Origin of the sequence: Cernens ardua (assembly GCF_051251085.1) — a bacterium.
Lineage (GTDB): Bacteria > Pseudomonadota > Gammaproteobacteria > Pseudomonadales > Halomonadaceae > Cernens > Cernens ardua.
Map to the genome: position 1 here is coordinate 272,301 of NZ_JBPCZH010000002.1, position 19,549 is coordinate 291,849.

17 protein-coding genes and 3 tRNA genes are annotated in these 19,549 nt (G+C 50.8%); 15 read left to right on the forward strand and 5 right to left on the reverse strand.

Annotation, left to right across the window (positions count from 1 at the left end; translation table 11 throughout):
• Positions 1 to 489, forward strand: a complete 489-nt coding sequence (gene tadA, locus LMG33818_RS05680) for a tRNA adenosine(34) deaminase TadA (protein ID WP_442322400.1) — start codon at positions 1 to 3, stop codon at positions 487 to 489.
• On the opposite strand, the gene LMG33818_RS05685 is transcribed toward tadA, so the two are convergent.
• Positions 425 to 1,198 carry a chorismate--pyruvate lyase family protein gene (locus LMG33818_RS05685; protein WP_442322401.1) on the reverse strand — a complete coding sequence of 258 codons (774 nt, stop codon included), beginning with the start codon at positions 1,196 to 1,198 and terminating at the stop codon, positions 425 to 427. The genes tadA and LMG33818_RS05685 overlap by 65 nt on opposite strands.
• Positions 1,199 to 1,416: 218 nt before the next feature.
• Here LMG33818_RS05685 and purL point away from each other — a divergent pair, with 218 nt between their 5' ends.
• Positions 1,417 to 5,382 (forward strand): phosphoribosylformylglycinamidine synthase, encoded by a 3,966-nt coding sequence (gene purL, locus LMG33818_RS05690; RefSeq protein ID WP_442322402.1) that lies wholly within the window; start codon positions 1,417 to 1,419, stop codon positions 5,380 to 5,382.
• Between the two features lie 102 nt (positions 5,383 to 5,484).
• Here the strand turns inward: purL and LMG33818_RS05695 are convergent, their stop codons facing one another.
• A complete protein-coding gene (locus LMG33818_RS05695; RefSeq protein WP_442322403.1) occupies positions 5,485 to 6,159 on the reverse strand; it encodes a DUF2268 domain-containing putative Zn-dependent protease in 675 nt (224 codons plus the stop codon).
• 100 nt (positions 6,160 to 6,259) lie between these two features.
• Here LMG33818_RS05695 and LMG33818_RS05700 point away from each other — a divergent pair, with 100 nt between their 5' ends.
• Positions 6,260 to 8,209, forward strand: coding sequence for a DEAD/DEAH box helicase family protein (locus LMG33818_RS05700; protein WP_503128950.1), 1,950 nt, complete (start codon positions 6,260 to 6,262; stop codon positions 8,207 to 8,209).
• Between the two features lie 175 nt (positions 8,210 to 8,384).
• Here the strand turns inward: LMG33818_RS05700 and LMG33818_RS05705 are convergent, their stop codons facing one another.
• A complete protein-coding gene (locus LMG33818_RS05705) occupies positions 8,385 to 9,233 on the reverse strand; it encodes a nitroreductase family protein (protein WP_442322405.1) in 849 nt (282 codons plus the stop codon).
• Between the two features lie 175 nt (positions 9,234 to 9,408).
• Between LMG33818_RS05705 and LMG33818_RS05710 the strand changes: the two genes are divergently transcribed.
• From LMG33818_RS05710 to LMG33818_RS05740, 7 genes are all read left to right on the forward strand, one after another.
• Positions 9,409 to 10,299, forward strand: coding sequence for a LysR family transcriptional regulator (locus tag LMG33818_RS05710; protein ID WP_442322406.1), 891 nt, complete (start codon positions 9,409 to 9,411; stop codon positions 10,297 to 10,299).
• Between the two features lie 159 nt (positions 10,300 to 10,458).
• The gene (locus tag LMG33818_RS05715) at positions 10,459 to 11,403 is read left to right on the forward strand and encodes a segregation and condensation protein A (RefSeq protein WP_442322407.1); all 945 of its coding nucleotides are present in this window, start codon (positions 10,459 to 10,461) and stop codon (positions 11,401 to 11,403) included.
• Positions 11,404 to 11,462: 59 nt separating this feature from the next.
• Positions 11,463 to 12,422, forward strand: a complete 960-nt coding sequence (gene scpB / locus LMG33818_RS05720; RefSeq protein WP_442322408.1) for an SMC-Scp complex subunit ScpB — start codon at positions 11,463 to 11,465, stop codon at positions 12,420 to 12,422.
• The gene (gene rluB, locus LMG33818_RS05725) at positions 12,412 to 13,422 is read left to right on the forward strand and encodes a 23S rRNA pseudouridine(2605) synthase RluB (RefSeq protein WP_442322409.1); all 1,011 of its coding nucleotides are present in this window, start codon (positions 12,412 to 12,414) and stop codon (positions 13,420 to 13,422) included. The genes scpB and rluB overlap by 11 nt, the downstream gene beginning before the upstream one ends.
• 165 nt (positions 13,423 to 13,587) lie before the next feature.
• Positions 13,588 to 13,663, forward strand: a tRNA-Lys gene (locus tag LMG33818_RS05730).
• 147 nt (positions 13,664 to 13,810) lie between these two features.
• Positions 13,811 to 13,886: transfer RNA gene (locus tag LMG33818_RS05735), tRNA-Lys, on the forward strand.
• 89 nt (positions 13,887 to 13,975) lie between these two features.
• Positions 13,976 to 14,051 (forward strand) — tRNA-Lys (locus LMG33818_RS05740).
• A 54-nt stretch (positions 14,052 to 14,105) separates the two neighbouring features.
• Here LMG33818_RS05740 and LMG33818_RS05745 read toward each other — a convergent pair.
• On the reverse strand, positions 14,106 to 14,669 hold the full coding sequence (locus tag LMG33818_RS05745; protein ID WP_442322410.1) for a BUD32 family EKC/KEOPS complex subunit: 564 nt from the start codon (positions 14,667 to 14,669) through the stop codon (positions 14,106 to 14,108).
• A 374-nt stretch (positions 14,670 to 15,043) separates the two neighbouring features.
• Here LMG33818_RS05745 and LMG33818_RS05750 point away from each other — a divergent pair, with 374 nt between their 5' ends.
• Positions 15,044 to 15,292: a sulfurtransferase TusA family protein gene (locus tag LMG33818_RS05750; RefSeq protein ID WP_442322411.1), complete on the forward strand. Its 249-nt coding sequence runs from the start codon at positions 15,044 to 15,046 to the stop codon at positions 15,290 to 15,292.
• A gap of 99 nt (positions 15,293 to 15,391) precedes the next feature.
• On the opposite strand, the gene LMG33818_RS05755 is transcribed toward LMG33818_RS05750, so the two are convergent.
• Positions 15,392 to 15,895: a peroxiredoxin gene (locus tag LMG33818_RS05755; protein WP_442322412.1), complete on the reverse strand. Its 504-nt coding sequence runs from the start codon at positions 15,893 to 15,895 to the stop codon at positions 15,392 to 15,394.
• A gap of 274 nt (positions 15,896 to 16,169) precedes the next feature.
• Between LMG33818_RS05755 and dapA the strand changes: the two genes are divergently transcribed.
• From dapA to purC, 4 genes are all read left to right on the forward strand, one after another.
• Positions 16,170 to 17,048 carry a 4-hydroxy-tetrahydrodipicolinate synthase gene (gene dapA, locus LMG33818_RS05760; RefSeq protein WP_442322413.1) on the forward strand — a complete coding sequence of 293 codons (879 nt, stop codon included), beginning with the start codon at positions 16,170 to 16,172 and terminating at the stop codon, positions 17,046 to 17,048.
• On the forward strand, positions 17,048 to 17,635 hold the full coding sequence (locus tag LMG33818_RS05765) for a hypothetical protein (protein WP_442322414.1): 588 nt from the start codon (positions 17,048 to 17,050) through the stop codon (positions 17,633 to 17,635). The genes dapA and LMG33818_RS05765 overlap by 1 nt, the downstream gene beginning before the upstream one ends.
• Positions 17,635 to 18,423, forward strand: coding sequence for an MBL fold metallo-hydrolase (locus LMG33818_RS05770; protein WP_442322415.1), 789 nt, complete (start codon positions 17,635 to 17,637; stop codon positions 18,421 to 18,423). The genes LMG33818_RS05765 and LMG33818_RS05770 overlap by 1 nt, the downstream gene beginning before the upstream one ends.
• A gap of 322 nt (positions 18,424 to 18,745) precedes the next feature.
• The gene (purC, locus tag LMG33818_RS05775; protein WP_442322416.1) at positions 18,746 to 19,459 is read left to right on the forward strand and encodes a phosphoribosylaminoimidazolesuccinocarboxamide synthase; all 714 of its coding nucleotides are present in this window, start codon (positions 18,746 to 18,748) and stop codon (positions 19,457 to 19,459) included.
• The last annotated feature ends 90 nt before the right edge of the window (positions 19,460 to 19,549 follow it).

The following is a 19,549-nucleotide window of genomic DNA, read 5'->3' on the forward strand; positions in this document are numbered from 1 at the left end:
GTGAGAAGCGACGATTTTTACATGCATCGTGCCCTCGAACAGGCGCATCTTGCGGCAGAACAAGGTGAAGTTCCTGTTGGTGCAGTCGTGGTGAATAGTGCCGGTGATATTATTGGCCGCGGTTTTAATCAACCGATTGGTGCGGGGGATCCTTCCGCCCATGCTGAAATTATCGCCATGCGTCAGGCCGCGGAATATCTGGATAACTATCGTTTATTGGGCTGCACCCTGTACGTGACACTCGAACCATGCATGATGTGTTTGGGTGCGGTGATCAATGCGCGGCTTGCTCGTATTGTCTATGCCGCCCCTGAGCCTAAAACGGGGATGATTGAATCCAGGGCCAATCTGCTAATGCAGCCTTGGCATTCGCAGGTGCCTGCCGTTACTGGGGGGGTATTGGCCTCTCGTTCGAAACGCTTACTCAGGGATTTTTTCGCGTATAAGCGCGGGCACGGCGACACGGCGACCAGCGAGGATTCAGATTGAGTGGCTGATAGCCTTGGGCAAATAGCCAAAATGTGGGTAAAAAGCACTCCATTACGAGCATGGGGCTACCATTTGATGTCCACCTGTAACTTGCCAGTCTGGTCGGTTTTCTCCATTGCCCATGATGGCTTTTGTAGAAAATCGAGCGCCGGGCGAATAACGGGGTATGACAGCATGGCTTTTTGGTGCCTGAGGTGCATCGGCCTGATGCTGTGTCGTTATGATATTGCTCAGGCCCTTCCGACATCCTGAGCAGGCGTGCCTCCCATGACGTTCTGTTTTGATGCGTCACACCAATCGGCCATGTACACCACTGAAAAGGCGTTCGTCGAATATTGGCACGATGGTAAAGTTGGCTTCCCAAAGGCGTATTTCCGCAATGTCTGAGCCCTCGCCAATCGCCTTTCGAAGCGCTCAGGGGCGTTAGACTTCGCGCAGCGACACAAGGGATACCGTCCAACGCCATTACGACCTCTCTTACCCATGCTTCTTCCCCGGGGTGAAGTTCCAAAGCCTTTGCTTCATCCTGCCATACCCGTTCTTTCCCCTCGAAAAGAACTCGTAAACTGAATTCACCTAATGCTTTAAGGGCTACTGTCAATGAACCCTGAAGGGTCAACCAGTGCCTCTGTTCATGTGTGAGCGAGAAGGTAGCCTGATGCCAACGTGATGAAGGGTCAGGGTATCGTATTGCCGAAGGGGTATTCATACCGGTATAGATCCACTACTTGCGTAAAGTCGTACACAATAATGCAAGAGATTGACGAAAAGCGGAATGAGACAACGATGAAAATAAATTCAGCTTCCCTTCGCGACTCTCACCAGTTTCGAGTATCATATCGACCTTTCCAAGAGGACCGGTGAAGGGCTTCCGGTTTTCAACGATTACCTCCTTACATTCGCCATTTCGCTAGAGGCCACGTCGTCATGCTCGAACTGCAAGGCTCCCGTGCACTTTCCGAGTTCCGTCATGCCAAATTGTTGGATCGACTCCACGAGGTCACCCCCACGGTCCGCTCATTCACCGCCGAATACCGTTATTTCATTGAGGCAAAACGTTCGCTCGAAGCCTTCGAGCTTGAGCGTTTAAAAGAGCTCCTCAATGCGAATGAAGAAAGTCCACATCGGGAGGGCAGGCTTTATCTGGTCGTACCTCGACTGGGGACATTATCCCCCTGGTCCACCAAAGCCACTGATATCGTCCACAACTGTGGCCTTGAAGACGTGGTAAGGATCGAACGGGGTATCGCTTTCCATGTGGTTCTCGAGCACGAAGAAGCGAATGTCGAGGAAGGTGGCGAGGAAGCGACGGTAAATGCCGTTGCGGCCGTGTTGCATGACCGTATGACACAGACGGTTCTTTTCGATTCGTCAGATGCCGTACGTCTCTTCGACTTGCATCACCCCAGGCCCTTGAGCCAGGTGGATGTCATTGCTGAAGGGCTGCCGGCACTGGAAAAGGCCAACCGAACGCTTGGCTTGGCACTGGCGGATGATGAAATGGAATATCTGGTCAGCGCCTTCCAACGGCTGGGGCGTAATCCGACGGATGTTGAGCTGATGATGTTTGCACAGGCCAACTCCGAACATTGTCGTCACAAGATATTCAACGCGGATTGGACGATTGATGGCGAAGCTCAGCCTTATTCGCTGTTCAAGATGATACGTTACACCCATCAACAATCGCCGGCAGGCGTGCTCTCCGCCTATAGTGATAATGCCGCGATTATCGAGGGGCCCACAGCCGGGCGCTTCTTCGCACAACCTCACGATCAGGTATATGCGGCCACAAAAGAACCCGTCCATATTCTGATGAAAGTGGAAACGCACAACCATCCCACAGCGATTGCGCCTCACCCCGGTGCTGCCACGGGGGCGGGTGGGGAAATTCGTGATGAAGGTGCTACGGGTATTGGCGGGAAGCCCAAGGCCGGATTGACCGGTTTCAGTGTCTCCAATTTGCGTATTCCTGATTACACACATGCGTGGGAAAAGCCTGCCTATGGCTATCCTGAGCGTATCAAGTCAGCGCTCGATATCATGCTTGATGGGCCTATTGGGGGGGCGGCCTTCAACAATGAATTCGGGCGTCCCAATCTGACTGGTTACTTCCGTACCCTGGAAATGGATGCGCCCTCCGTGACAGGCGAACAACGTTATGGTTATCACAAACCCATCATGTTGGCAGGTGGCTATGGCAATATTCGTGACGCGCATGTGCATAAGGGGGAGATCCCCGTGGGGGCGAAGCTGATCGTGCTGGGGGGCCCTTCCATGCTGATCGGTTTGGGCGGTGGTGCTGCTTCGTCTGTTGCTTCGGGCGGTTCCGATGCATCCATTGATTTCGCTTCCGTTCAACGGGATAACCCCGAGATGGAGCGCCGTGCACAGGAAGTAATCGACCGCTGCTGGGCGTTGGGTGAGCAAAACCCGATCTGCTTTATTCACGACGTGGGTGCAGGTGGCCTCTCCAATGCCTTGCCAGAACTGGTGAAGGATGGTGGTCGTGGTGGCCTCTTCAATCTTGCCGACGTGCCCAATGATGAACCCGGGATGAGCCCGCTGGAGCTCTGGTGTAATGAATCACAGGAACGTTATGTGCTCGCAGTGGCACCCGAGCACATGGATGTTTTCGATGCTATCTGTACGCGTGAACGCGCCCCTTACGGGGTGGTAGGGGAAGCACTGGAAGCTCACCACCTGACGGTCAAGGATGGGCGTATCGAGCAGGGCGAGGATATTCCCCGTGAAGCCGATGTTTCCCTTGCTCGTGAAGAGACTCCCATTGATTTACCGATGGATGTGCTCTTCGGTAAACCGCCCAAAATGGCGCGTGAATACACCACAGAATCTGTCCATTTCCCTTTGCTGGAGCTGGATAGCGTCACGCTGGATGATGCGATGGAACGTGTGCTGACACTCCCTGCGGTAGCATCCAAGAGCTTCCTGATTACTATTGGTGACCGGTCCATTACCGGCATGGTGGCACGAGATCAAATGGTTGGGCCGTGGCAGACACCCGTCGCTGATTGCGCGGTAACCACCAGCACCTTTGATACCCTTGAAGGGGAAGCCATGGCGATTGGCGAACGCACGCCGACAGCCATTATCGACGCTGCAGCATCGGCCCGCATGGCAGTGGCTGAAGTGATTACCAATATGGCGGCAGCTCGCATCAATAAGTTGAGCGATATCCGGCTTTCAGCCAACTGGATGAGTGCAGCCGACCAACCCGGGCAGAATCAGGCGCTGTATCAGGCCGTCAAGGCGGTAGGTTTGGAACTTTGCCCAGCTCTCGGGATTGCCATCCCAGTGGGCAAGGATTCCATGTCCATGAGCACACGTTGGCAGGATGGCGATGAAGAGAAACGCGTTACAGCGCCGCTTTCCCTGATTACGACGGGCTTTAGCCCTGTCATGAATGCCATGCAGACGCTGACACCGGAGCTGACGCAAGAAAGCGGAACCGTTTTGCTATTGATCGATCTGGCGCGAGGCAAAACCCGCCTGGGTGGGTCTGCATTGGCTCAGGTGTACAAGCAGGTGGGCAGTGAAGTGCCGGATGTTGACTCCAGCGAGGATTTGGCCAACTTCTTTGCTGCTATCCAGCAGATGAACGAAAATCAGCATTTGCTGGCTTACCATGATAGAAGTGATGGCGGCTTAATGGTTACCCTGGCCGAAATGGCCTTTGCCAGCCGCGTAGGTTTGGATATCCAGCTCTCCCAGCTGACGAGGGAAAAAGAGAATGCCCTGAACGTTCTCTTCAATGAAGAGGCGGGGGCTGTTATTCAGGTACGCGAGAGCGACCTGATGGCAGTGAAAGGGGTATTGGAGCAGTATGGTCTGGATGATACCACCTTTGCGGTAGCGCGCTTGCGTGATGATGACCATATTGTTGTCACGCATCAGTCCGACGTATTACTGGATGTTGACCGCATTACCGCTCAACGACACTGGGCTGAAACCAGCTATCGTATTCAGGCTCTGCGTGATAACCCCGAGTGTGCGCAGCAGGAATTTGATGCGCTTCTGGACAGAGACGACCCGGGCCTTCATGCGTCCTTGAGCTTCGACCATGAAGAAGATGTGGCAGCACCTTATCTGAATCTGTCGACACGTCCACGTGTCGCAGTTTTGCGAGAGCAGGGTGTTAACGGGCATGTTGAAATGGCAGCCTGCTTTAATCAGGCCGGTTTCGATGCCGTTGATGTTCACATGTCGGATCTGCTGGAATCCCGTATCACGTTGGAATCGTTCAAAGGGTTGGTGGCCTGCGGTGGCTTCTCCTATGGGGATGTATTGGGTGCGGGCGGCGGTTGGGCCAAGTCTGTGTTATATCACAACGGTGTTCGTGACCAGTTCGCAGCCTTCTTTGAGCGTAACGACACTTTCTCTCTAGGGGTTTGTAATGGTTGCCAAATGTTGTCGCAGCTTTCCGAACTGATTCCGGGAACGGAGAACTGGCCGCGTTTCGTGCGTAACCGTTCCGAACAGTTCGAAGCTCGTGTTTCCATGGTCGAGATTGGTGAAACACCGTCCATCATGCTGAAAGACATGGCGGGTTCTCGCTTGCCGATTGCGGTTGCGCATGGGGAAGGGTTCGCACACTTCTCCAGCGATGAGCAACAGCAGCAGATTCAGACACAGGGTTTGGTTGCAGTGCGTTATACGGATAACTATGGCGAAGTGACTACCCGCTATCCTGCCAACCCCAATGGTTCACCAGAAGGTATCACGGGTCTGACGTCTGCGGATGGGCGTGCATTGATCATGATGCCGCACCCTGAACGCGTGTCCAGAGCCGTCACAAACTCCTGGCGCCCTGCTGAATGGACGCAGGAGGGGCCCTGGCTCAGGATGTTCCGCAATGCGCGTGTCTTTGTAGATTAGGCGACGAGATCCAACACGAAAACGGGCCACATTCATAAGCTGAATGCGGCCCGTCGATGTTTTGGGAAGGGATACATGTAGGGATAGCTTTGGTTAGTTCCGTTATAATGCTTGGTTGCTATTGTAAGGAGTGGATGCGCGGTTTATGTCTTCCCGTAAATAGGGATGGAAGTGTGTGTGGGCCGTATGAACGGATTGGGCGGCCGTTTTCCCTGTATTTTGTAGGTAGTCAGCAACAACGGTATGCCCGATCCCATAGCCGATCCACCTTGGGACGTTATCCGAGCCAAAGAACCACTCCCAGTGATTGTAGTCTGGATTATTCCATTCCTTATTGGCTTTTTTGAGGAAAGGTTCCAATTCACTCTTGGGTACCGTTTCCCAGGGGGCAGGTGGCGCCCCCGTGAGTTCTTGTGCAAAAAATCCGGCGAGCCCCTCTGATACGAGCGCTTCACCCAGGGTCTCACCATAGCCTGGGCCATCCCAGCGGGATGCATGGTGAAGCTCATGAGCAAAGGTGCTGGCCAGCTCCTCACGGATATCGACTTTATCAATAAGCACTTCCGGCGAAATAAAGAGATTGATCAACCCTGGCTCAAAGCATCCTCCACTGATAATGAGTTCCGGCATGCTGGAACGACTAGCTCTAACCGTGACATCCAGCGGCTGTAGAGGAATTTGTTGATCGGCCTTGTGATAAACCTCTTCGAGGATTTGGATGATCTGATCATGAATAGCAATGAGTGTTTCTCTGGCATCCAGAAGATGAATTTTCATTATGGTTATGCATCCTTAATCCAACTGCACGGAATAATACTGGAACCCTGTCATTGAATTTATGTCACTGGTGCTATTCCGGCAATCGCTTTCTTGACTGATGATTCTTATGTCTCCTGATACGCCTATTCTTCGTCCTTATCAGCAGGAATCTGTTCAACGCGTCATCGAGCATTTCAAAGGTAGCTCTGATCCTGCGGTTGTTGTACTGCCCACGGGGGCTGGCAAGTCGCTGGTAATTGCTGAACTGGCTCGGTTGGCACGTGGCCGAGTGCTTGTGTTGGCGCATGTGCGTGAACTGGTTGAACAAAACCATGCCAAGTATCGTGCCTATGGGCAGGAAGCCGATATTTTCAGCGCAGGCCTCGGGCGTAAAGAGAACCAGCGCCAGGTAGTCTTTGCTTCCGTGCAATCGGTCATTAATCGCCTGGAGGAATTTGCCACGGGTGATTTCACCTTACTGGTGATCGATGAATGCCATCGGGTGGATATCTTTGACACTCGGGCTGATGTGGATGAAGAAGCGATTACCGATGCTGATGCTGACGCTACGAATGAACGTCAAAGCCAGCAGGATGCGAATAGCCATGGGAAAAAACAGGCCGGGCGAAAGAATAAAAAATCAGTGTCCAGCTATCAGCGTGTCATTACAGCCCTCCGTCAATCCAATCCTTCTCTCAAAGTATTGGGGTTAACCGCTACGCCTTATCGTTTGGGGCAAGGTTTTATCTATCATCGCCATTATCATGGTTTCGTGCGCGGAAAAGAGGATGCTTTTTTTAAAGCCTGCGTGTATGAACTGCCCTTGCGATGGATGGTTAAGCAAGGGTATTTGACGAAGCCTGAACGCATTGATGTCGCCGTGGAGTCCTACGATTTCTCGCATTTGCTGCTGACGGATCAAGGCCGGTTTTCTCCGGGGGATGTTGCCTCCCGTACCGAGCACAAGCGTGTTACCCCGGGTATCGTGGCGGAAATTATCGAACGGGCAGAAGACCGCAAGGGCGTCATGATCTTCGCAGGCAGTGTAGATCATGCGAGGGAGGTTGTCGGATTACTTCCCCCAGACAATGCAGCTCTGATCACGGGGGAAACGCCTCTGGATGAACGAGCGCGTCTCATTGAGGCATTCAAACAGCAGCAGCTTAAGTTTTTGGTCAATGTTTCCGTGTTAACCACGGGATTTGATGCCCCGCACGTGGACCTGATTGCGATCCTGCGACCTACGGAATCTGTCAGCCTCTATCAACAGATTATCGGGCGTGGGTTAAGGCTGGCGGAGGGAAAGCAGAATTGTCTGATACTCGATTATGCAGGTAACCCATGGGATCTCTATGCGCCGGAAGTGAGCGAACCACGGCCGGCTGCCGATACCGAGATTGTTCAAGTGCCCTGTCCCTTGTGTGGATTTGCCAATCTGTTTTGGGGGCGACGGGACGGCGATATCGTACTTGAGCATTTTGGGCGACGGTGTCAGGGGTTGATAGAAGCCGACGGAACTTCCCCCAAAGGTATTCGGCTTCAGCAGTGTGATTACCGTTTTCGCTTCAGGGAGTGTCCGCATTGTGGTGCCGAAAATGATATTGCAGCACGACGTTGCCGTGAGTGTCAGGCGGCTTTGGTTGATGTCGATCGGCAGCTCAAGGAGATTCTTCGTCTGAAAGATGCGCGTGTTGTCAAAGTCGCGGCCATGCGCCTCTCCCGCCAGATGAATGGACGTGGCGTAGAGCGCCTCAAGGTTGATTATCTGGATGAAGAGGGGGAGGGCGTCAGTGAGTGGTTTGCGATGGAAACGCAGGCACAGCGCCAACTCTTTGAGGATGTTTATTTAACCCGTCACATGAAAGCGCCGGGTGTCACTTGGCACCCGGCTTCATTGGATGAAGTGCTGAATGGCATTGATCGCCTGCGAGCGCCTGATTTTGTGATAGCCCGCAAGGTAGGACGCTACTGGCAGGTCCGCCGCAAGGTGTTTGATTACGGGCTGCAAGGCGGGCGTCAGCAATTACCAGACAGCAGCGGAGCAGAAAGGGTGTATGTGGAGAGGTGAGGCTCAAGCCATATTGGCTTCACTTTCCTTCATGTATTTCTACTCATCATTGACACGAATGCTGGTGAGGAACAAAACGTCATATGTGCTGCAACTAGATAAGCTGGTTATAAACACACGTCGGGCAAAGCCACGGTCGGGTAAACGTCCCCTCTACATGTATTTTCCAAGCCGCCTAACGAAGCTTGAAACCTTGCTGTTCTACCATTAACCGCAATTTTTCTCTTCCTCCCATATAGTGCATGCTTGTCATAGATTCTGTGATGGCATCCGTCCATGTCTTTTCACTCATGCTCTGTGAGGCCCTGAAGGTTTGAGATGCTTCCTCGAATCCAGCAACGTATTTCTTGTAGCGCTCCTGTGCATAATGGTTGTGATGTAGCACCATTGCCTGTGCTGGGCGAGGGCGAATTTCAGTCATCACGTCAGGATCAGGAACACCCAAAGCCATTCCAAATACCACCATGCTATAGGGAGGCAATCCTATAATGTCAGCCACCTCCTGTGCAGCATTTCTCATCATGCCTAAATAAACAATACCCAACCCGAGTGATTCTGCTGCAATGGCTGCATTTTGCGCAGCCAGGGCAGCATCAATCGATGCCATTAAAAAAGAATCCAAATAGGAGAGCACAAAAGGATCATCACCCATGGCTGCCGTGATTTCTGCAGATCTGGAGGCATCGGCAATCCATAATAATAATGCAGGTGCTTCCTCCATGAGAGGAAGTCGTGTAGTTGGAATTGTACGAGCAATAGCCTCGGCAAGTGTTTTTTTCACCAAGGAATCAGTGACGGCAACGAGGCTCCATTGGTTGAGAGCTGAAGACGTCGAAGCCGATTGCGCTGCTGCGGTGAGTGTTTCCAATGTCCCTTCCGGAAGATCCTTTTGCAAGAAGTGTCTAACGGAGCGGTGGGATAGTATTGTCTCTATTTCCTTGGTCCAACGCAGTGTATCGGGTGCTTTCTGAGTCCCATAGCGTTGTTGAAGTAGAGATTCCTGATGTGTGTATGCTTTAGTCATTTTGTTTCTCTCAAGTTCACAATTGGAGCTGACTTAGCATACGTAATTTTCATGTTTCCATAATGGGTCAAAAGATGCCATCTTTATCCATGATTGTGTACAGTGGGTGTGGTTATTTATGGCTGTATCAATAGTGGTTGTCCCTTTGAAGTAATTTCCAACAGGTAATGAATCGATGGATCACTTGACGGCGATAAAAGCCTTCCAACGTATCGCTGAGGCAGGTTCGTTTACTCGTGCTGCTGCACAGTTGGAGATGCCACGTTCCTCATTGAGCAAAGCCCTGCGTGAATTGGAAAATCATCTTGGGGTACGTTTGCTCCAGCGTACTACTCGTTCTGTTTCTTTGACGATAGAGGGGGCAGAATATTACCGCCGAATCTCTGATATCGTTGCCCAGCTGGATGAGGCCGATCTGGCATTACGTGGAATGGGCGCAATGGCGCGAGGTCGTATACGGGTGGATATGCACTGTTCGTTGGCAGAGTTCGTCCTGATTCCACGAATGGATGATTTTCGACAACGCTACCCCGACATACAAATAGCATTGGGAATAACAGATCGGCCTGTGCGTTTGGTAGATGAAGGTGTTGATTGTGTAGTTCGTGCTGGCGCATTGAACGATTCTGCACTGATTGCACGTACTTTGTTCAATGACAGAGTCATCACCTGCGCCAGTCCACATTATTTGGCCCATCATGGCACACCTGACACACCACAATCATTGCAGGATGAACACCAGATTATAGGTTATTTTAGTGCCGAGACGAGTGAAATATGGCCCATGTGCTTTCGCCAGGAGGATACGGAATATCAGATTTCCCGCTTTGATATTGCAGCCAATAATAGTGCTGGCGTGATACGCATGATGTTGTCAGGGTTAGGAGTGGCGCAAATTCACGAATCGGTAGTCTCTCAATTTCTGGCCTCTGGTGAGCTCGTGACTTTGTTGGATAACTATTCGACATTCACTACCCCTGTTTCCGTCATCTATCCGTCGAGTAGGCAATTGAGTATGCGTGTCCGCATTTTTGTGGATTGGCTCGTTGAACAATTCGGGCACTAAAGGTTTAACAGCATTCGCTGTGATACGCGGGAATTTTCATGTCGAAACCCGTATGGGCTATTTTGACTGTTGTCCAGACAAAACCATTGGGCGAAATTGAGCAGGGTTGTTAAACTAGCTTATATATTCGCTTCTTTTGCCCATTTAGCCGAGTTCCCCATGAGTCTCGACGCTCCTCCCACCAATGAGTCTTCGCCAAACGGCGCTACCTCTGCTTCAACAGCAGGTGTGGCAGCATTGTTTGTTGCGCGTGTTGATGGGGAAGAGGTCAAGGAAATGCCTCAGGATCTTTATATTCCTCCTGAAGCATTACGTGTATTTCTGGAAACGTTCGAAGGGCCACTGGATCTTCTACTTTATTTGATTCGTCGGCAGAATCTGGATATTTTGGCCGTCAATGTGGCCGCGGTCACACATCAGTACATCGAGTACGTGGACATGATCGAGACCAGTGGGATTGATCTGGCGGCTGAATATCTGCTGATGGCAGCCATGTTGGCCGAGATCAAGTCACGAAGTCTGCTACCTCGTCAACCCAAAGAAGGGGACGACGAGGACGATGAAGATGATCCCACTGCTCTTCTGATCGAACGGTTGAAAGCCTATGAGCAGCTTAAGCTGACAGCTGAAACCCTCGATACCTTGCCGCGTATGGGAAGGGATTGGTTTAGTGCGAGTCCTGAGCTTCCACCAATTGAACAACGTCTTGTGCATCCCGACGTTTCACTGGATGAACTGTTATCGGCACTTGGGCGTTTGCTGAGTCGGGTGGAACTACGGCAAAGCCACCAGATCGAGCGTGAGACGCTTTCCACTCGGGAGCGTATGAGTACGATTATTGCACAACTTCACGCCGACCAGTTTACGCCCTTTGAGTCACTTTTTACGCTTGATGAAGGTAAGGCGGGTGTTGTAGTGACGTTCATGGCATTGTTGGAACTTTGCCGGGAGCAAATGATCGAAATCGTTCAAAATGCTGCACTTTCACCTATTCATGTCCGGCTTCGCGAGTCGGCAGGGGGCGATCCTTTTGCAGATGATAGCCCATTTGATGATGCTTCTACCGGTCAAAACAGGCCATCGGATGAAAGCCCTTATGACTGACGCCTTTATGATTAACTTTCTTCCGGCGATGAAAGTGTATTCGAAGATCAGGATGACCCATGACTGAACCTTCTTCGTCCCCTTCATTGGATCGCATTATTGAAGCGGCGTTATTAGCCAGTGGAGAACCGCTCGGGCTGGATCAGCTGCTGGTATTGTTCGATGAATATGAGCAACCCTCTCGGGGGGAGATTCGTGCAGCTCTCAGTGATATAGAACGGCGGCTTGAAGGGTCGGCCATGGCTCTGATCGAAAGTGCTTCCGGATTTCGTCTGGTGATTGACCATTCGCTCTCTCGGTGGGTGTCTCGCCTTTGGGAAGAGCGCCCGCAGCGCTATTCTCGAGCGTTGTTGGAAACGTTGGCATTGATTGCCTACCGGCAGCCGGTCACACGTGGGGACATCGAAGAGGTCAGAGGGGTTTCCATCAGTGCCACGATCATGAGGACGCTACATGAGCGTGGCTGGATTCGAGTGGTTGGGCATCGGGATGTGCCAGGGCGCCCAGCCGTCTATGCCACCACGCGTAGCTTCCTGGATGACCTGGGGTTACGGACATTGGAAGATTTACCGCCGATGGCCGAACTGGCTGAGCAATTTGCTGATGTGCCTGATGACACCACTGCATCCGAAGATGCTGAAACGTCTGCGGCCATGGCGGCTACTCAGGCGCTTCTGCAAAACACGAATGATGATTTGGAAGAAGATGAGCTGGATGCGGCTATGGATACGTCTCATCTGGAAATAACACGTCTGGATTTTGGCCAGATCAATGAGCGTTTGAATGAACGCATGCGTAACCGGAGCTCGGCTCATGTCGAAGCAGCGGACATCGAACATGATGAGTCTGCTGCTGAAGACGGGGTTGCTAGTATAGATGTTGATGAAAATGCGACTGAGCACTCTCTAGATCCCAATATGGGTATTCAGTCGAATGATACTGTCACTCAGTCACCTCATACCGAGCCCTCGGAGACGCCAATACACGACGGGAGGTCGTTGAATAAAGATGAATACTGAAAATAGTGAAAAGCTTCAGAAAGTACTTGCACGCGCCGGTTATGGTTCGCGCCGTGAAATGGAAGCGGCTATCAGCGATGGTCGCGTCAGCGTAAATGGAGAAGTAGCCACGCTGGGGGACCGTATCGAAGGAAACGAGCAAGTTAGCCTCGATGGTCGCCCGGTCACCTTGCGTAGTAATGAAGAGACGCCACGCCGCGTTATCATGTATAACAAGCCGGAAGGTGAGCTCTGCACGCGTAAGGACCCGGAAGGTCGCCGTACCGTGTTTGATCATTTACCTCGCCTGAAAGGAGAGCGCTGGATTGCGATTGGGCGTCTGGATATCAATACCAGCGGACTTTTGCTCTTCACGACGGACGGCGAATTGGCTAACCGTTTAATGCATCCCTCAACACAGATCGAGCGTGAATACGCCGTGCGTGTCATGGGAACGCCAACACCGGACAACATTCGAGCCATGGTTGAGGGTGTGACACTGGATGATGGCCCCGCACACTTCACGGATGTGCAGGAATTTGGTGGTGAAGGGGTGAATACCTGGTTCCACGTGGTGATTCTGGAAGGGCGTAACCGTGAAGTCCGCCGCTTGTGGGAATCGCAGGATTTGACGGTGAGCCGGCTCAAGCGAGTTCGTTACGGGAACGTCTTTCTTGATAAACGGGCCAAGGCCGGAGAGTGGACAGAACTGACGCAGGATGAAGTCGACGACCTTGCCCAGCTCGCTAATCTCCCTTTGCGTAAAACACCGGAGCTTACGCCGGACGAGAAAAACCGTTGGAGCCGTGACAAGAAAAAACGGCGTCCTGTAAGGGGATTGCGTGAACCTCATAGTCCTACTGCGCGCGAAAACCGTCGTGAGGCACTGAATTTTGGTCGTGATGATGAGCAAGAGTCACGTCGATCACATGATCCACGAAAAGGGCAGTCTCCTCGTGGAGGACGCGCTGGCTCTTCAAGTGAGAAGGCACGTGGTCGTTCCAACCGCTACCATAAATAGTCATAGTGGTAGGGGCAAAGATGTTGGCCTGAAGATTGAAAAGAGTAGGGATGAATGAAAGCGATATTGCCTTTTTTGAGCATCGCCAACAATTTATTCCACTCTTTTTAATCAAACACTTGCAACAAAGCGAGGGTGCGGGTATGATTTCCGCCCGTTGAGTAAGGGTCGTTAGCTCAGTTGGTAGAGCAGTTGGCTTTTAACCAATTGGTCGTAGGTTCGAATCCTACACGACCCACCACTCATCAATTACAGGCTGAAGAAATATCGAATTCTTCGTGTAATTATAGAAATATATCCAGATGTACAGAAAGCTATCCATGTATATGGATAAAATTCATCTGGGTGTATTGATAGAAGTTCAAGCAGAGAAAATGCGGATTGTTAAGGGTCGTTAGCTCAGTTGGTAGAGCAGTTGGCTTTTAACCAATTGGTCGTAGGTTCGAATCCTACACGACCCACCATAGCAACCGTGTTCATTTACCAATACTTGATATTAGTATTCGAGCTTGAGTATTATTCTGCTACATCCGGCGAAAAGCCGGTTTAACAAGGGTCGTTAGCTCAGTTGGTAGAGCAGTTGGCTTTTAACCAATTGGTCGTAGGTTCGAATCCTACACGACCCACCAGATTTAAAAACCCCAGCCAAGTGCTGGGGTTTTTGTTTTCAGGCAATCCTTTTTCTACGGTGCGTCTTCTATGCCCAGTTTCTGGATGATACGGTCATACAGATAGGCTTCAGGTCCCTTGATCGCTCGTTTCAGATTTTCAAGAAATTCTCTTTCCGGAAATTTGATGACCCCTGCCGCTTTATAGGCGTCCAGATCAATAGCGTACAGTTCTTCATCCCTGACAATAAAATTCTTGGTATTGAGACCTCGGCAGTGAATACCGGCTCTGAATAGCGTGACGATCAGTTCAACAAATTTTTCCTGCAATTCGGGGTGATCAGGGAGTAACTCTCGTAGTTGGCTCCCCTCGATATCACGGGTTTCCAGATAATAATTTTCAGCGATGAGTATTTCGGGGACACGGATACCCTGTTCGGTGAGCTGATGTGCCACCAGCGCAAAATTTTTCCCGGGATAGGGGCGGATATGTAAAAAGTACCTCAAACGGTCAAAACGCTTGGGTGAAAAGGTCTTGATGTAGACCTTTCGTCCACGATCATAATAAACGGTTGAATACTTCCCGCTTAAAACAAACTCCATAGAGGCTCCGACTTCAGGCGTACGCAATATATTCATTACTTGGTTTCTAGGGATTGTAGGGTTGTCACTATATAACAATTGTTTTCAAATGAGGCTGGCCACGTCGCGGATTGCAATGATGACAGGTGAATGGTGATTATTCACGTTGGCTGATGGTTTCGAACTGTGTTGTGCCTCAAGTGTTTGCTTGTATTAAGGCAGTTTAATTCATTGGCCGAAGGGTGTGTGAAGATTTAGGATGAAATCAGGGAAACCTGTACCTTGAGCATGTCGCTATATCATGGAGCGTCTGTAAAATATGGGGCTCAAGAGTGATTGTGCCCAAAGGGTAGCGGTAACTACTTTGACGTGGGTATTTTAATGCCCGAATTTTAACATCCAAGCTTTGACACTGATGGGGAGTTCGGTTGATGCCAGGGGTAGATGCGCCAGAGATCGTGCTACAGGTGGATGCAAGAGGGCTATCATGCCCTTTACCATTACTGAAGGCCAAGCAAGGCCTTGTGGGGCTGAGTGAAGGGGAGTGTTTGGAGCTGCTGGCTACGGATAGTGGCTCATGGGGTGACGTTGCCAGTTTTGCCGCGTTGAGCCACCATACACTCATCTCAAGAGAAGAAGAGGCGGGTGAATATCGCTTCGTTCTTCGCAAGGGCGTATGAGCTGTTTCAAAACACATACGACACTTCTTATACTCACCGGGCATTTTCAGCCCGGCTTGCCTGTTTCAGGACAAAACTGATGACTCTTCATCGTGAAGATCATGAAAGAGCCCGAGTAGCCTCCAAGACCTCTTCAGCATGTCCCTTTACTTTCACTTTGCGCCATTCCTGCGCCAGTTTGCCATCTTTATCGATCAGAAAAGTGCTACGCTCAATGCCCAGGTGAAGTTTGCCGTAGAGTTTTTTCTCCTTGATGACATCAAATTGTTTACAGAGTATTTCTTCCGGATCGCTGATGAGTTGAAAAGGAAACGCCTGTTTTTCACGAAAGTTTTCATGGCGTTTCAGTGTGTCGCGTGAAATACCGACAATGACGGTATTGGCTTCAGTAAACTGTTCGAACAAGCTGGCAAATGCCAGGCCTTCGTTTGTGCACCCCGGGGTAGAGTCACGTGGATAAAAATAGAGAACCAACTGCTTGCCTTTGTGGTCGGAAAGATGAAAGTCATCCTCACCGGTGATCCTTATGGGGCTACTTTCCTCTGAAGATGAAGCTGAAAGTGCTGTAAAATCGGGCGCAGGTTGGTTTAATTCAACGCTCATGAGAATCTCCGCAAGGCTGGCTGTGGCAAAATATCTCGTCATGAAGAGGTATTTGACCGGGTGAAAGGGCATCAATACCTAAAAGGTGGCTGTACAGCGAGAACGCTCAACAGTAACATTGGAGGCATTGAATTTCAGTCCCACTGAAGCAGGATAATGATCGAATGGATTATAATCCCTGTCGGGGTTTGGTCCAGCGGTTCCTGATCGATTGTAAATGAACACGGGTTCATGCCAAACGGCGCTTATAAAGGTTTGTAGAAGGGAGTAACACATGATCACTGGCAGTATGGTTGCCTTGATAACGCCAATGCGGCAAAACGGCGATATTGACTGGGATGCGCTGCGCCGCCTGGTAGACTTCCATCTTGAAAATGGCACTGATGGTATCGTGGCCGCTGGTACGACAGGTGAGCCTTCCACGATGACGTTTGATGAACATTTCAAGGTTATTGGTGCCATCGTGGAAGCCTGTGATGGTCGTATACCGGTCATTGCCGGTACAGGTGCGAATGCTACTTGGGAAGCTGTTGAACTGGCGAAAAAGGCGAAATCCCTCGGGGCATCCTACTGTTTATCGGTCACGCCCTATTACAACCGTCCTACACAGGAAGGGTTGTATCAGCATTTCCGTGCAGTCTCTGAAGTTGGTTTACCCGTCATCCTTTATAACGTGCCCAAGCGTACTGGGGTGGATCTCTCCAACGATACTGTCTTTCGTTTGGGCGAGCTTGAGAATATTGTCGGATACAAGGAAGCTACCGGTGATATCGATCGGGCCAAAGCATTGGTCGAACATTTCAAGGGGACTGATTTCGGTTTGTACTCTGGTGACGACCCGACCTGCTGTGAGTTTATGCTGGCCGGTGGTAATGGGGTGATTTCAGTTGCCGCCAACGTGGCACCGAAGCTCTATCATGACATGAGCGTAGCAGCGACGATGGGCGACGTGGACGTTGCTCGCGCCATCAATCGCCAATTGACACCACTGAACGACGCCATGGGTATCGAACCGAACCCGATTCCGGCAAAATGGGCACTTGCCCATATGGGGTATACCGAGGCAGGAATTCGTTTGCCACTGACCTGGCTTTCCGAGCAACATCACTCAACCGTCGCAGACTCTCTGAAGCTCGCCGGAGTTAAACAATAATGGTGCCCATGTTCAATTTGAAACGCTCTGCTCTGTTTGCTGTTCCAGCCATCGCCGTTCTTGTGCTCAGTGGGTGTGGTGGAACCAAGTATTACTCCGATCGTAACTACGAATACTATAACGCCAGGCTTGAAAAACCATTACAGTTACCGGCATCTCGTTATCAATCCGAATTCATTGATGCCATGCCAGTCCCTCAGGCAGCCGCACCCTTTGTGGCACCCAAAGGTCATTTTGTGACACCTCAGCCACCCGGAATGAATCAGCAGTTCAAACCGAGGGTATCCATAAGCCAGGCCAATAATCAGCGTTGGCTCGTAGTAAATGACACGCCTTCTGATGTATGGCCCAATCTGGTCGATTATGCTTCACAGCACGGTGGCGGAGTGAAGGCGACATTGCCACAGCAGGGCACGATCGAAACCAATAATTTCGTGATTGCTGTGCGTCAGGGTTCGGATACATCCTCTACTGATGTTTTCTGCCTGAAGAACAATACGACCAAAGAGTCCTGCATCAGCGGATTGAATAGTTATCTCTCCGAGCAGTCCGATAGTAATGCGACTGATGTTGATTCTGCGGACTAATGCGATTTTCGTCATTGGGCAGCGGTAGCAAGGGTAATGCTACGCTGGTCGAAAGTAACGAAGCACTGGTTCTGATTGACTGTGGTTTTGCGGCACGTGATGCTCTTGAACGAATGGCACGACTCGGGGTTGATCCGGCAAAAATAGATGCTTTGCTGATCACCCATGAGCATGGTGATCATCTGCGGGGTGTTAAAACCCTGGCCAAACGGTTGAAGCTTCCGGTGTATCTGACAGCTGGCACGTGGAAAGCCGGTGCAAGCAAGCTGGCAGGTTTGGAGCGTTTGCAGATCATCAATCCTGAGCAGCGTTTTGAAATCAGGGATATGACGATAGACCCTGTCACAGTTCCGCATGATGCGCGCGAGCCTGTCCAATATCGGCTTGAAGCCGCGGGTCGAGTGTTGGGGGTGCTAACGGATCTGGGCTATGCCACGTCACATGTGAAAAAGCGTTTCGGTGATTGTGATGGTCTTTTTCTTGAGTGTAATCATGACCGCCAGATGCTGGCAGAAGGGCCTTATCCCCCCAGCCTGAAGCGGCGTGTGGGTGGGCGTTGGGGGCACTTGGCAAATACTCAGGCGATCGAGCTACTGCAGGAATGGGGTACGGATCGACTTCAGAAGGTGATCGCATCTCACCTTTCCGAAAAGAATAATCGTCCCGAGTTGGCCCATGAAGCGCTTTCTGCACTTTTCGAGGCAGATGGCGCACGTTTCCAGGTGGCTGACCAGTTTTTGGGAATCGGATGGCATACATTGAGTCGCTCTAAAGCGCGAGAGCTATAGTCTGCTGTTGCTGGTTCGAGTACTGATTATTTTGGCAACAATGGTGCTGGATTCGCTTACGGCTTTTACAGGCATAATGTCTCAGGGATTAATCTTTAAGAGTGCTCACTGCCGACTAGAGCCCACGGCCGCGAGAAAAACCTTTTTAGATCTGTATTTTTGTCATTCAGTTGGCCACTATTACCAATTGTTTGTCCATCGTCTTACATCTTGACCATATACACCAAAGCCAATAGCGGCTCGGTATGGATGAGAAACATTTTCATAGGTTGTTTACTTACCGCTGACTTTTTACAGACAGCACTTCCCGGGGAAGCAGGAAATGGAAAAACGCGAAGAACTCTATGCGGGCAAGGCGAAGTCTATTTTCGCTACGGATGATTCTGATCTTTTGATCATGCATTTTCGTGATGATACCAGTGCCTTCGATGGTCAACGCATTGAGCAGCTTGAGCGCAAGGGCATGGTTAATAACAAATTCAATGCTTTCATCATGTCCAGGCTCCGCGATGCGGGCGTACCCGTTCATTTTGAGCGTGAGCTGAATAGCCAGGAGTCAGTCGTAAAACGCCTTCAAATGATTCCGGTGGAATGTGTTGTACGCAACGTTGCGGCAGGAAGTTTATGCCGACGTTTGGGGGTTGAGGAGGGCAAAACCCTGACACCGGCTACTTTCGAGCTGTTTTTGAAAAATGATGAATTGCATGATCCGATGATCAATGAGTCGCTTGCGATTACACTTGGGTACAGTACTCAAGAACAGTTGGAAGAGGCCAAGGCCATCTCACTCAAAGTGAATGACGTTCTCACCAAGTTGTTTGGTGAAGCGGGTATTTTGCTGGTGGACTACAAACTGGAGTTTGGTGTCTTCAATGGCAAGTTGTATCTGGGCGATGAGTTTTCGCCCGATGGTGCCCGTTTGTGGGATGCCAATACCCGTGAAAAGCTGGATAAGGATCGTTTCCGCAAGGGGTTGGGGGGGGTTATCGAAGCTTATGAAGAAGTTGGTCGCCGAATTGGTATTGCGTTCGACTAATTCCTGCTTCTTGCTGACGCATGGATACTGAGCACACTTCCATATCCCATGATGTGGAGGAGTTGCGACGAGTATAGAAGTAGCTTAAGG